A 13,149-nucleotide genomic window follows, 5' to 3' on the forward strand; every position below is an offset into this window, starting at 1 on the left:
GCGGATCAGGGAGAAACCGGCGCGGAGATCCTTGCTACAGAGCGATCGAGAAGACCTAGAGCCGAACGGTCGCCCGCGCCGGGCTCTCGGCACCTAAGGTGCCAGAGTCGCAAGAGATAAGAGCCGAGCCCACGCTCGGCTTTTTCTTGCGCGGTGCGGCTGCTTCGACATGCTTCTCGTAGAGTCGAGCTTGCTCGAATGCCTCCACATGTGCAGGCGAGCAAGTTCGACTCTACGCACCCACACACCAACAAAAAAAAGGCCCGGCAATGCCGGGCCTTTCTCGCTCCTGCAAACCGATGAGGCTTACAGGTTCGCTTCGGTGGTCTGGATCACGAACTTCTTGCGCATCGCCTCGATGTAGGCCTTGGCTGCGGCCATGCCGTCGATCTGGCTCAGCTGGTCCTTCAGCTGCTTCTGCTGCTCGGCGGTCACTTCCTTGATGTCGCCCGGATTGACCTTGTTCACTGCGAACAGCAGCGCGTGGCCGTTGACGTCAACCTTGCCGTAGCTCGGCTTGCCTTCGGCCGGGACCGGTGCGCTGAAGATCGCGCGATTGATTTCCGGGGTCGGCACCGGCTGGCTGCGCGGCAGGCCCGGCATCGGGCTCAGCTGCAGCTTCTCGCTGGCGGCCAGCGACTGCAGGGTGGCGCCGGCCTTCAGCTTGGCCAGCACGGCGTCGGCCGCCTTGTCGCTGGCCTGGCGCTGGCGGTCGGCGCGGATCGCGGCGATTACCTGCTCGCGGGCCTTGTCCAGCGGCATCGCTTGTTCCGGGGTGTGTGCAGCCACGCGGATGACCACGCTGTGGTTGGTGGCGCCACCCAGGGCGATCGGGTCGCTGGCGGTGCCGTCCTGCACCAGCACGTCGGAGAACGCGGCACGCAGCACGGCCGGATCGGTGGCAATACCGCTGGCGGTGGCACGGGTGATCGGGCCCAGAGTCTGCAGCGGCAGGTTCACTTCCTTGGCCGCAGCGGCCAGATCGCTCGGGCTCTTGTTGATGGCGTCGACCAGGCGACCAGCCAGCTCGTTGAAACCGCGCTCGCCGTCGGCCTTCAGCTGCTCTGCGGCGAGCGTGTCACGCACTTCCTCGAACGACTTGCCTTCGCCACCGCGCACGGCGGCGACCTTGATGACGTGGTAACCGAAGTCGGTCTTCACCGGGCCGATAACGTCACCCGCCTTGGCGGCGAACAGGGCGTCTTCGAACGGCTTGACCATTGCGCCACGCTCGACCCAGCCCAGGTCACCGCCCTGGTCCTTCGAACCCGGATCTTCCGAGTTGGCCTTGGCCAACGCGGCGAAGTCGGCGCCGGCAGCCTTGGCCTCGGCAGCGATCTTGTTCGCCTTGGCTTCGGCACCGTCACCGGTCAGCAGGATGTGCGAGGCCTGGCGCTGTTCCGGCGAGGTGAACTTCGCCTTCTCGTCTTCATAGCGCTTGCGCAGGGTGGCTTCGTCGGCCGCGGTCGGCGCCGGCAGGTTGCCACCGTTGATCTCGACGTACTCCAGCGACACGCTCTCGGCCTGGCGGAAATCCTTGCCATGGCTGTCGTACCACTGCTTGATCTGCGCGTCGGTGACCGGCGCGGTATCGGCCGGCACTTCCGGCAGCGCAGCCAGCTCGACGTCGCGGGTTTCACCCAGCAGCTTCAGCAGGCGCTCGGTTTCGGCCTGGGTAACGAAGCCGGAGTTCTGCAGGCCGGAAGGAATCACTGACTGCTGCAGGCTCTCACGCACCAGTTCCTGGAACTGGGTGGGGGTACGCGGCGGATTGCCGCCGGCCAGGGCCAGGCGGTAGTTGTTCTCGCTGAACTTGCCGTTCGAATCGAGGAAGGCCGGAATGGTGGTGATGTACTCACGCACCGCGCCATCGCCGATCACGACACCAGCCTGCTCGCCGACCAGGCGCACGACCTGCTCATCGATCAACTGATCGAGCACGGCCATCTTGCTTTCAGTGCTCTCGAACGCGCGCGGGTCGAAGTTCTCGCCCTGCTGCTGGCGCTCACGCATGCGCTCCTGTTCGAAGCGGGTGCGGAAATCCTGCGCACTGATCTCATGGTGCTGCCACAGCATGCGCACCGGCCACCACGACGGGGCCGAACGCCACCAGGTCGGAGGCGCGGAAACCTTGGCCACGTTCTGTGCGCCAACGCCACCGAGATAGCTGTTGTCGATCACGAACAGGAACGGAATCATCAGCAGCCCCAGGATCACAGTGACGATCCAGCCTGAGGTCTTGTCGCGGAGTTTCTGCAGCATGGTGAGGAATCACAAGGCCTGATTGGCGAGCCCGGCAGTGTAACCCGCTTCGTCGCAGGGACCAAAAGCAGCCCCGGCGCGGCCTGCGCCGCATCCTCGCAGCAGCCCGCCACTGGCAGATGCATGCCTCGCGTCCGACCGCGCGAACAACACAAAGAAAAAGCCCCCGGCTTGCGCCGAGGGCTTTTAAAGTTGGCGGAGCGGACGGGACTCGAACCCGCGACCTCCGGCGTGACAGGCCAGCATTCTAACCAGCTGAACTACCGCTCCGCGCTTGAACTTTGCAGGCGCCCAGTATATCCGAAGACACCCTGGAAACCCAGCCCGATGAACACTTTTTTCAAAGTTTTTTCACGGGGACTTAAGAATTCTGCAATGGCGGAGCGGACGGGACTCGAACCCGCGACCTCCGGCGTGACAGGCCAGCATTCTAACCAGCTGAACTACCGCTCCGTTCTTGCAAAAAACGTTTCGTCTTCCTCCCGGACCTGCCGGGGAGAAGACAAGGCCCCCAGCTTTCGACCGGGGGCCTCGATGTAATGGCGGAGCGGACGGGACTCGAACCCGCGACCTCCGGCGTGACAGGCCAGCATTCTAACCAGCTGAACTACCGCTCCGCATTGTTACCTTTTTTGTTTTCTGCCGATCTGGACCGGGAAGAAAACAAAGCCTCCAGCTTTTGGCCGGAGGCCTCGTTGAATGGCGGAGCGGACGGGACTCGAACCCGCGACCTCCGGCGTGACAGGCCAGCATTCTAACCAGCTGAACTACCGCTCCACACTCAAACTTTTACCGCGGTGCTGTGGTGGGTGCTGAGGGTTTCGAACCCCCGACCCTCTCCGTGTAAAGGAGACGCTCTACCGCTGAGCTAAGCACCCCAGCGAGCCGCTTAGTTTACAGCATCCTTCAGGGCCTTACCAGCCTTGAACGACGGATTCTTCGAAGCAGCGATCTTGATGGTGTCGCCGGTCTTCGGGTTGCGGCCGGTGCGGGCAGCACGGTCGCGGACCTGGAAGGTACCGAAGCCAACCAGGGTGACCGCATCGCCGTCCTTCAGCGCCTTGGTGACGGCAGCAACGACGGCATCGACAGCGCGGCTGGACTCGGCCTTGGTCAGGTCGGCAGCTTCAGCAACGGCATCGATCAATTCGGTCTTGTTCATTCTTTACAACTCCTTTGGCGGTGGGTTCCGCAGATTCGACAGGGAAGCAACCGCACGCCTTCTGCATGCGGCCGCCATGTGGAAACGGTTCGCTGATTCAGTCATCGCCGACAGCGATCACTCATTCGCGAGTGCTGCTTTTATACCAGTGGCCCTACCCCCACGCAAGCTGGAAAGCCAGCAACGACGCGGGTTTCAAGCCATTGGACAGCGCGCGTCAATGCTTGACGCGCGCGCTTCCACTCGGTTTGGCCTTGCTGCGCACCGTGACGCGTTGCGCACTCTTGCGCGCCTTCTTCGGTGCCAGCGGACGCTCCAGCGCCAGGTCCAGGACTTCTTCGATGTACTTCACCGGCACGATCTGCAGATCGCGGGTGACGCTGGCCGGGATGTCGGCCAGGTCCTTGCGGTTCTCTTCGGGGATGATGACGGTGCGGATACCGCCACGCAGTGCGGCCAGCAGCTTCTCCTTCAGGCCACCGATGGCAGTGACGCGACCACGCAGGGTGATCTCGCCGGTCATCGCCACATCGGCACGCACCGGCACCTTGGTCAGCATCGACACCAGCGAGGTGACCATCGCGGCACCGGCGCTGGGGCCGTCCTTCGGCGTGGCGCCATCGGGCACGTGCACGTGCACGTCGTGCTTCTGCAGGAAGTCGCTGTCGATGCCAAAGCCCACCGCACGCGAACGCACCACCGACAGTGCCGCCGACGCCGATTCCTTCATCACGTTGCCGAGCTGGCCGGTCAGGATCAGCTGGCCCTTGCCCGGCACCAGTGTCGATTCGATCTGCAGCAGATCGCCGCCCACCTCGGTCCAGGCCAGGCCGGTGACCAGGCCGATCTCGTTCTCTTCCTCGGCGCGACCGAAGTCGAAGCGACGCACGCCCAGGTACTTGTCCAGGTTCTTGCCGGTCACGCTGACCAGCGCCTTGGACTTCTTCGCACCCTTCTTCGCCTTCACCGGCTGCGGGCCGGCCAGCGCGATCTCCTTCACCACCTTGCGGCAGATCTTGGCGATCTCGCGCTCCAGGTTGCGCACGCCCGATTCGCGCGTGTAGTAACGCACGATGTCCTGGATGGCATCGGCGCCGATTTCCAGCTCTTCCGGCTTCAGGCCGTTGGCCTTGATCTGCTTGGGCGACAGGTAACGGGTGGCGATGTTGAGCTTCTCATCCTCGGTGTAGCCGGGGATGCGGATCACTTCCATGCGGTCCAGCAGCGGGCCCGGAATGTTGAGTGAGTTCGAGGTGGCCACGAACATCACTTCGGACAGGTCCAGGTCCACTTCCAGGTAGTGGTCGTTGAAGGCGTTGTTCTGCTCCGGATCGAGCACTTCCAGCAGCGCTGACGACGGATCGCCACGGAAGTCCATCGACATCTTGTCGATCTCATCCAGCACGAACAGCGGGTTCTTGCTGCCCACCTTGTTGAGGTTCTGCACGATGCGGCCCGGCATCGAACCGACGTAGGTTCGGCGATGGCCACGGATCTCAGCCTCGTCGCGTACGCCGCCCAGCGACATGCGCACGAACTTGCGGTTGGTGGCCTTGGCGATGGACTGGCCCAGCGAGGTCTTGCCCACGCCCGGCGGACCAACCAGGCACAGGATCGGCCCCTTCATCTGCTTCACCCGCGACTGCACTGCCAGGTACTCAAGGATGCGTTCCTTGACCTTCTCCAGGCCGTAGTGATCGGCGTCCAGGGTGTCCTGCGCGGCCTTCAGGTCCTTGCGCACCTTGCTGCGCTTCTTCCACGGCACGCCCAGCAACCACTCAAGGTAGTTGCGCACCACCGCCGCTTCGGCGGACATCGGCGACATCTGCTTGAGCTTGTTCAGTTCGTTGCGTGCCTTGGCTTCAACAGCCTTCGGCATGCCGGCTTCGGCGATCTTGCGGGCCAGCTCTTCCAGCTCGCCCGGTGCGTCGTCGAGGTCACCCAGTTCCTTCTGGATGGCCTTCATCTGTTCGTTGAGGTAGTACTCGCGCTGGCTCTTCTCCATCTGCGACTTCACGCGGCCGCGGATGCGCTTTTCCATCTGCTGCACGTCGATCTCGCCGTCGACCAGGCCGACCAGCATCTCCAGGCGGTCGCCCACCGCCAGCGTTTCCAGCAGGCGCTGCTTGTCGGACAGGCGCACGCTGATGTGCGCGGCAATGGTGTCGGCCAGACGCGCCGGCTCATCGATGCCGGACAGGGTCTGCAGCAACTCCGGCGGCAGCTTGCGGTTGGTCTTCACGTACTGCTCGAACAACGACATCAGCGAGCGGGCGATCGCCTCGACCTCGCGTGCTTCGCGTTCGTCGGTGGCGTCGATCTCCACGGCCTGGCCATGCAGCGAGCCGTTGCGCTCGTCGACGTGGGTCACCTGCACGCGCGACAGGCCTTCGACCAGCACCTTGATGGTGCCGTCAGGCAGCTTCAGCAGCTGCAGCACCTGCGCCAGCGTACCGACCTGGTAGAGGTCGGCCGCATGCGGGTCATCGGTCTCGGCCGACTTCTGCGCCAGCAGCAGGATGCGCTTGTCCGCTTCCATTGCCTGTTCGAGCGCGTGCATGGACTTGTCACGGCCGACGAACAGCGGGATGACCATGTGCGGGAACACCACTACGTCGCGCAGCGGCAGGACCGGCAGGTCGAGGGTTTCACTTGGGGAACGGGCCATGGGGGCTCCAGGGAAGGGGAAAACCGCCTCCGGGAGGGCATCTTCCGGAGACAAAAAAAGCCGATGGCCCCGTTATGGGGCCATCGGCTTTCAGATGCAAGGCGTTCGTTTAAAATCCTTTCAAATCAAAAACTTGAAAGGATCACTCGGCGCCTGCGGCCTTCTGTTCGGGGGCCGCCGGGGTCTGGTAGATCAGGTACGGCTCGGACTTGTGCTCGATCACCGACTCGTCCACCACCACCTTGCTGACGTTTTCCTGCGACGGCAGGTCGTACATGGTGTCCAGCAGGACCGATTCGACGATGGTGCGCAGGCCACGGGCGCCGGTCTTGCGCTTGAGCGCCTTCCTGGCAATGGCCGACAACGCGTCCGGACGGAACTCCAGCTCGACGTTCTCCATCTCGAACAGCTTCTTGAACTGCTTGGTGATGGCGTTCTTCGGCTCGGTCAGGATCTTGATCAGGGCCGGCTCGTCCAGCTCCTCCAGGGTCGCCACCACCGGCAGGCGGCCGACGAACTCGGGGATCAGGCCGAACTTGATCAGGTCTTCCGGCTCGACTTCAGCCAGCACCTTGCCCACTTCCTGCTTGCGCTCGGCGCTCTTCACCTTGGCGCCGAAGCCGATGCTGCCGACGTCGGTGGAACGGGCCTGGATCACCTTGTCCAGCCCGGCGAACGCGCCGCCGCAGATGAACAGGATGTTCTTGGTGTCCACCTGCAGGAATTCCTGCTGCGGGTGCTTGCGGCCGCCCTGCGGCGGAACGCTGGCCACGGTGCCTTCGATCAGCTTCAACAGGGCCTGCTGCACGCCTTCGCCGGACACATCGCGGGTGATGGACGGGTTCTCGCTCTTGCGCGAGATCTTGTCGATTTCATCGATGTAGACGATGCCCTGCTGTGCCTTCTCGACGTCGTAGTCGCACTTCTGCAGCAGCTTCTGGATGATGTTCTCCACGTCCTCGCCCACGTAACCGGCTTCGGTCAGCGTGGTGGCGTCGGCCATGGTGAACGGCACGTTGAGCAGGCGGGCCAGGGTCTCGGCCAGCAGCGTCTTGCCCGAACCGGTCGGGCCGACCAGCAGGATGTTCGACTTGGCCAGTTCGACCTCGTCGTTCTTCTGCCGGCTTTCGATGCGCTTGTAGTGGTTGTACACAGCCACGGCCAGGGTACGCTTGGCACGGTTCTGGCCGATCACGTACTGGTCGAGGACCTCGAGGATCTCGCGCGGCTTGGGCAGCGAGCTGCGCGCCGACTGCGCCTTTTCCTCAAGTTCCTCACGGATGATGTCGTTGCACAGCTCCACGCATTCATCGCAGATGAACACGCTCGGACCCGCAATCAGCTTGCGCACTTCATGCTGGCTCTTGCCGCAGAAAGAGCAGTAGAGGATCTTGCCGGTGTCCGTGGAACGACCTTGGCGGTCTTCGCTCATGCTTCGCTTACCCAGTTACCCCACCCGCTGAACGGGGGTTCGATTCGAGAATAGCACAGGGCCGGAGGGACACCAGTCCCGCCCGACCCTGCAGGAACGGGACCTCCAGGGCCCCGTGATGATGGCTCAGCCGGCCTGGATCGACTCATCCGGACGACGCTCCAGAACCTGGTCGACCAGACCATAGGCCTGTGCCTCGAACGCGCTCTTGAAGTTGTCGCGCTCGGTGTCGCGGGCGATCGTCTCCAGCGACTGGCCGGTGTGCTTGGCCAGCACTTCGTTCAGGCGCGAACGCAGGGTCAGGATCTCACGCGCGTGAATGTCGATGTCGGTGGCCTGGCCCTGGTAGCCACCCAGCGGCTGGTGGATCATCACGCGCGAGTTCGGCAGCGCATAGCGCTTGCCGGCTTCGCCCGCGGCCAGCAGCAGGGCGCCCATCGAGGCGGCCTGGCCGATGCAGGTGGTGCTCACATTCGGCTTGATGTACTGCATGGTGTCGTAGATCGCCATACCGGCGGTGACCACGCCACCCGGCGAGTTGATGTAGATGTTGATGTCCTTTTCCGGGTTTTCCGATTCCAGGAACAGCAACTGCGCCACCACCACGTTGGCCATGTGATCGTCAATCGGGCCCACCAGGAAGATCAGGCGCTCCTTCAACAGGCGCGAATAGATGTCGTAGGCACGCTCGCCGCGGCTGGTCTGCTCGACCACCATCGGAACCAGGTTCAGGGCTTTGGTTCGGTTGTCCATTACGTGAGGTACCTATCTTGGGGGAAAACAACCCCGCGCCGGGACAGGCGCGGGGCATCCGGTGATCCGCCCGGACTTACTGGCGGATCGCGTCCTGGAACGACAGCTTTTCTTCAGTGTGCTGGGCACGCTCGGCGATCCAGTCGATCACCTGCTCTTCCATCACGCGGTTCTGCAGGCCAGACATCAGCTGGGGGTCGTTGCGGTACATCTCAATGACCTGTTCCGGCTCCTCATAGGTCGAAGCGATCAGGCGCATCGTTTCGTTCAGGCGCTTGGCTTCCAGGCGCAGATCGTTGACGCGGGCCACTTCACCGACCAGCAGACCGACCAGCACGCGCTTGGCGGCAGCATCCTTGAAGCCTTCATGGGCATCGGCCGGGATCTCACCGACGTTCTGGCCATTGCGGCGGATCTGCTCGACCTGCTGGGCCAGCATGGCGCGGGCTTCGTTCTCGACCAGGCGCGGCGGCATCTCCACCGAGGCATAGGCGGCGATCAACTGCTCGCCCACTTCACGGCGCAGGCGGTTCATCAGGGCGCCCTTCAGCTCGCGCTCCAGGTTGGCGCGGATGTCGCTGCGGAACTGCTCGACGTCGCCGCCCTTCACGCCGAAGCTCTTGATGAAGGCTTCGTCGACCGCCGGCACGACCGGCTCGGACACTTCGGCGACCTTGACGGTGACCTGCACGGTTTTGCCAGCCAGCACCGGCACGCGCCAGTCCGCCGGGAACTCGACGTCCAGCGTCTTTTCTTCACCCTTGGCCAGGCCGACCAGGCCCTTTTCGATGGTTTCGAACATCATGCCCTGGCCGAGCACGATCGAACCCTTCTCGGTGCCCTCGGCCGGCAGGCGCTCTTCGCCGGCCTGCGACCAGGTTTCCACCGCCACCAGGTCACCGTCCTGCGCGCCACGGCTGACCGGGGCCCAGGTGCGACGCTGGTTCTGCAGGTTCTCGATCATCTGGTCGATGTCGGCATCGGTGATCTCGGCGCTGTGGCGCACGACGGTCAGCTTGCTGACGTCGATGTCGCCGAAGTCCGGCACCACTTCCACGGTGGCGACGAAGGAGAATTCACCTTCGTCACCCTTGTCGATGCGCGGGCTGCCGACGATGCGCAGGTCGTGCTCGCGCACGGCCGCGTCGAAGGTCTCGCGCAGCAGGCCATCCAGCGCCTCGCCACGGACCTGCGCGCCGAAGCGCTGCTCGATCACCTTGGCCGGCACCTTGCCCGGACGGAAACCCTTGATGCGGGTGGTACGGGCGATTTCGCCCAGGCGGCCGACGATGTGGCTCTGCAGACGGTCTTCCGGCAGCGAGAAGCTCAGGCGGCGTTCCAGGTTGCCGGTGGATTCGATCGAAGCTTGCATGTTGACTCCTGCCACCGGTGGCCCAGGCCCCCGGCTCGATGATTGGGATGAAACGGTTGTAAGGACACGACGTCTGGGACGCGCCTGCTTGCCGCAGCCCTTTAGTTTCGCCCAATTTGGCCTGCACTGCCAGCGCGTGCCGGTCAAGGGGCGCAGATGGCCCAATCAGGGCGGGGACAGGCCGGCACTGGTGCGAAAGGGGGGACTCGAACCCCCACGCCTTGCGACACTGGAACCTAAATCCAGGGCGTCTACCAATTCCGCCACTTTCGCGTGGCCGGCACAGGGATTCATTGTCGCAGGCGGGGCTGGAAAGCGAAAGGCATGACAAAGATGAATGTGCGCCCGTCCCGCAATCCAAGCGCGCAAGGCAGGCCGTGCGACAGCCAGAGGGCCCGGAGGACCGGGGCCATTCCGGGCCCGGCAGGTTACTTCACCGGCGCGACCAGCTCCGCGCCCGCCTTGTCCACTTTGTGTACCTCGACGCCCTGCCCATCGGTCGAATGGCGAATCTCCACATCGGCCGCCGCCGGATCGGCGGGCGTCGCACCCGTTTCACCGGCATGCATGCCAGTTCCGGCCTGCTGCGTGGGAATCGAATCGGTACCGGCCGGCCGCTCGACCGTGCGGGAGGGATCCTGCTCCGGCGTTTCGCTTCTGCCGCAGGCCGACAATGCCATCACCAACAGGCCCGCTCCAACCAGCTTCGTGCTTCGGTTCACTCGCAACATCGACGTGCTCTCCAACATGCGCTTTGCGCGGAACATCCATTGGGAGTGATGCAGCGCGCGCCCGGTGAGATGCAGAGCACAGCATTGAAAACACTGATGACGCATGCAACCCGGTTTCAGGCATCCCTGGTGGATCCACGTCATGCGTGGATGTGCGACTACAGCTGATCGCCCGAGCGCAGGCAAGAAAAAAGCCACTTGGCGGACCAAGTGGCTTTTGTCTGGTGGGCTGTCAAGGATTCGAACCTTGGACCTATTGATTAAGAGTCAACTGCTCTACCAACTGAGCTAACAGCCCGAAATCGGGGCGCGAATTATGACCCGATCCGCTCGGTGGGCGCAAGCACTTTTTTCAACAGCGTTGAAAGCAGCACTACGATCCCGCTCCCGCAGAAGACCCGCACCAGGCGGGACTCCGCAGCGTGTCCGCCATCGAATCGAAGGGGTCACACTTATAAGAAAAAAGCCACCTGGCATGCCAGGTGGCTTCTGTCTTGGTGGGCCGTCAAGGATTCGAACCTTGGACCTATTGATTAAGAGTCAACTGCTCTACCAACTGAGCTAACGGCCCGTGAAACTCAGACGCACATTGTAGCGTGCCTTCTGTTTATTGCAATACCGTGTCGGCTGCGCCGATGCGGTTGAATCAGTGGGGTGGCTGAGGGGATTCGAACCCCCGACCACCGGAATCACAATCCGGTACTCTAACCAACTGAGCTACAGCCACCACTGAAACTTTCGTCCCTGCATCGATACCACTGACACCTGGACTTGATGCGTTGCGACCGGGTGGAACCAGAAGTCCGTCCCCCGAAGCGAGTCCGGCATTTTCCGGGAGCCGCGAGGGAATTGCAAGCACTTCTTCACATTGATGTGCAGGGGCAGGGCCAAGGCTTGCCGTTCTCCCCCACCCCTTGTTCAACCCAACGTTGCCACTGCTGCGTCGGCAGTCACCACACCACACCTGGTGGACGGTGGATCAGAGGGCGGCTGCCCATTTGGAGCATCGCGTTGAACGATTCCGCATTGCCGGGAAACGCGGCAAGTGACCGACGACGCACCTCATTGCTCGGGCGTTGATCTTCGACAGAGAAGATGAGGCACCGCGATCCATCGGCGACATCAAACCGCCAACAAGCCGCATGCGCCTGGTAATGACCAGATGCCGCGTGCCATCGCGGTCCTCGATGTTGAGGCCCTACGCATCGATCGCGTCGAACAACGCCTGGAAGCAGCCCAGCCACCCGCTTCGCCTGACTCGCGCCTGCCCGTCTCGCCCGCTTTCGCCGAGTGAACAAAAAGTGAATGAATCGTGAACAAATCCGGAATGGGAATGGGGGAGATCTGTTCATGCAACGTTAGCTGCTGACATGGAACGCGGCGCTCGCGTTTGCAACCATGCCGGTTCCTGCAACGAAGGTGAGATCAGTAAATGAGAAAGCGGCTAATCGGATTCGTCACGCTGGCAGCGGCACTGGCAGTGGCAGCCGTTGCAGTGTCCAGCTATCGGCAGCAGGAGACGGCTGGCACCACACCGCAGGAATCCGACAGCAGCGGAAGCCATCAAGGCACGCCTGCTCATGGAAAGCAGCTTCCTGCATCACGCGCAACGGCCGCACAGACGCTTGAAAGCGAGAACAAGATTCCTCGGGGCTCGTACAAGGCAGTGGGACCCAAAGCCTACGAAATCGTCAGGGGAAATGAATTCCGCCCTCCTGGTGACGCGCTCGCCCACGTCAAGCAACTGATGCAGCGCTCCGAATCTGGAGATGCCACGGCGACCTACGAAATCTATCGGACCGTCGAGCAATGCCAGACCTTCATCTCCGATCGCGCTGACAACCTGGCCGATTCAGCTGCCAGCGTCGGGGCAGGCAACTGGTTCCTGGAAAGATCCGAGCGAATCCTCAAGGAGTGCGAGTCGCTCGCTCTGGATCAGGACATCTATCACGCCGATTGGCTCTCGAAAGCCGCCGCCATGGGCTCGCAGGAAGCAATGCGCGCCTACTCACTCTCTCCAGAGAAGGCCATCGGTTCGCTTGATGACGCCATCCGTGACCCGGCGAAGCTTGAGGCATGGAAGGAGACAGCCACCGGGTATCTGCGCGAGCTGGAAGCACAGGGGAACGTCAACGTCATCAGCGACATGGCAATGGCCTACACCTACGGCGGCATCGTTCCTGCAGATCCTGTCGCCGCCCTGGCTTACACCCGCGTCCTCAACAGACTGGATCCGCGATTCGCCACAACCAATGACATTGCAACCCGTGAGAAAAACCTGAGCAGCCAACAGAAAGAAACAGCCCGCCTGTCATCCAACGAGATCTTCAAGAACTGTTGCATCCCACGATAAGGACATATTGTGAAAGCTAGACTGATTGGGATTATCCCTTCGCTTGGTAGAAGCTCCATCCCCGCCGTTGCAGGCGTCCTGCTGTTCATGGCGGCAGGGAGTGTTCAAGCGAAAAAGCTTCCTGGCGTCATCAACTGCACCGCCGGGTGCACGCTGGCAACTCCCTATCCGGACCCGGTGACCAACCAGCAGCTTTCCCAAGAGGTTGCAAAGCTCAACGACGGGCGGACAACCGTGTGGACAGCCCAGACCCGAGTCCAGTCAGGCGACGTCCTGACCGTCTGTAACGGCATTTCCTGCGTCAACTACACCTGGCGAAACGGGAAATTCGATTCCGGTGAAGTCATCTCGACCGTTCTTCCGCCCAACTCCCAGGGTGGCGGCGGCGGCGGCGGCGGTGGTGGCAGCGGTGGTGG

General features: G+C 62.7%; 9 protein-coding genes and 9 tRNA genes. 2 read left to right on the forward strand and 16 right to left on the reverse strand.

Features of this window, described 5'->3' with window-relative positions; genetic code table 11:
* Window positions 1–306 precede the first annotated feature (306 nt).
* The 16 genes from DI041_RS20675 to DI041_RS20750 all read right to left on the reverse strand — a co-directional run bounded on the left by DI041_RS20675 (window position 307) and on the right by DI041_RS20750 (window position 11,107).
* A complete protein-coding gene (locus DI041_RS20675; protein WP_136640033.1) occupies window positions 307–2,262 on the reverse strand; it encodes a peptidyl-prolyl cis-trans isomerase in 1,956 nt (651 codons plus the stop codon).
* Between the two features lie 193 nt (window positions 2,263–2,455).
* Window positions 2,456–2,532: transfer RNA gene (locus DI041_RS20680), tRNA-Asp, on the reverse strand.
* Window positions 2,533–2,638: 106 nt separating this feature from the next.
* Window positions 2,639–2,715 (reverse strand) — tRNA-Asp (locus DI041_RS20685).
* Between the two features lie 87 nt (window positions 2,716–2,802).
* A tRNA-Asp gene (locus DI041_RS20690) sits at window positions 2,803–2,879 on the reverse strand.
* Between the two features lie 83 nt (window positions 2,880–2,962).
* Window positions 2,963–3,039 (reverse strand) — tRNA-Asp (locus DI041_RS20695).
* 26 nt (window positions 3,040–3,065) lie between these two features.
* Window positions 3,066–3,140, reverse strand: a tRNA-Val gene (locus DI041_RS20700).
* Between the two features lie 11 nt (window positions 3,141–3,151).
* On the reverse strand, window positions 3,152–3,424 hold the full coding sequence (locus tag DI041_RS20705) for an HU family DNA-binding protein (RefSeq protein ID WP_004146343.1): 273 nt from the start codon (window positions 3,422–3,424) through the stop codon (window positions 3,152–3,154).
* A gap of 217 nt (window positions 3,425–3,641) precedes the next feature.
* A complete protein-coding gene (gene lon / locus DI041_RS20710; RefSeq protein WP_046988260.1) occupies window positions 3,642–6,092 on the reverse strand; it encodes an endopeptidase La in 2,451 nt (816 codons plus the stop codon).
* A 142-nt stretch (window positions 6,093–6,234) separates the two neighbouring features.
* Window positions 6,235–7,524 carry an ATP-dependent Clp protease ATP-binding subunit ClpX gene (clpX, locus tag DI041_RS20715; RefSeq protein ID WP_004146319.1) on the reverse strand — a complete coding sequence of 430 codons (1,290 nt, stop codon included), beginning with the start codon at window positions 7,522–7,524 and terminating at the stop codon, window positions 6,235–6,237.
* Window positions 7,525–7,650: 126 nt separating this feature from the next.
* Window positions 7,651–8,277 carry an ATP-dependent Clp endopeptidase proteolytic subunit ClpP gene (clpP, locus tag DI041_RS20720; RefSeq protein ID WP_004146318.1) on the reverse strand — a complete coding sequence of 209 codons (627 nt, stop codon included), beginning with the start codon at window positions 8,275–8,277 and terminating at the stop codon, window positions 7,651–7,653.
* Between the two features lie 76 nt (window positions 8,278–8,353).
* Window positions 8,354–9,649, reverse strand: a complete 1,296-nt coding sequence (gene tig, locus DI041_RS20725; protein ID WP_136640032.1) for a trigger factor — start codon at window positions 9,647–9,649, stop codon at window positions 8,354–8,356.
* Between the two features lie 188 nt (window positions 9,650–9,837).
* Window positions 9,838–9,922 (reverse strand) — tRNA-Leu (locus tag DI041_RS20730).
* A 155-nt stretch (window positions 9,923–10,077) separates the two neighbouring features.
* Window positions 10,078–10,524, reverse strand: coding sequence for a hypothetical protein (locus DI041_RS20735; RefSeq protein ID WP_248298526.1), 447 nt, complete (start codon window positions 10,522–10,524; stop codon window positions 10,078–10,080).
* 78 nt (window positions 10,525–10,602) lie between these two features.
* Window positions 10,603–10,678, reverse strand: a tRNA-Lys gene (locus tag DI041_RS20740).
* Window positions 10,679–10,875: 197 nt separating this feature from the next.
* Window positions 10,876–10,951: transfer RNA gene (locus tag DI041_RS20745), tRNA-Lys, on the reverse strand.
* Between the two features lie 79 nt (window positions 10,952–11,030).
* Window positions 11,031–11,107 (reverse strand) — tRNA-His (locus tag DI041_RS20750).
* Between the two features lie 705 nt (window positions 11,108–11,812).
* On the opposite strand from DI041_RS20750, the gene DI041_RS20755 reads away from it, so the two are divergent.
* Both DI041_RS20755 and DI041_RS21485 read left to right on the forward strand, forming a co-directional pair.
* On the forward strand, window positions 11,813–12,733 hold the full coding sequence (locus DI041_RS20755; protein ID WP_136640031.1) for a hypothetical protein: 921 nt from the start codon (window positions 11,813–11,815) through the stop codon (window positions 12,731–12,733).
* Between the two features lie 9 nt (window positions 12,734–12,742).
* Window positions 12,743–13,149: hypothetical protein (locus DI041_RS21485; RefSeq protein ID WP_248298552.1), on the forward strand; the 407-nt coding region annotated here is incomplete at its 3' end.

This window comes from Stenotrophomonas maltophilia (assembly GCF_004920835.1).
GTDB classification, from domain to species: Bacteria; Pseudomonadota; Gammaproteobacteria; order Xanthomonadales; family Xanthomonadaceae; genus Stenotrophomonas; species Stenotrophomonas maltophilia_AQ.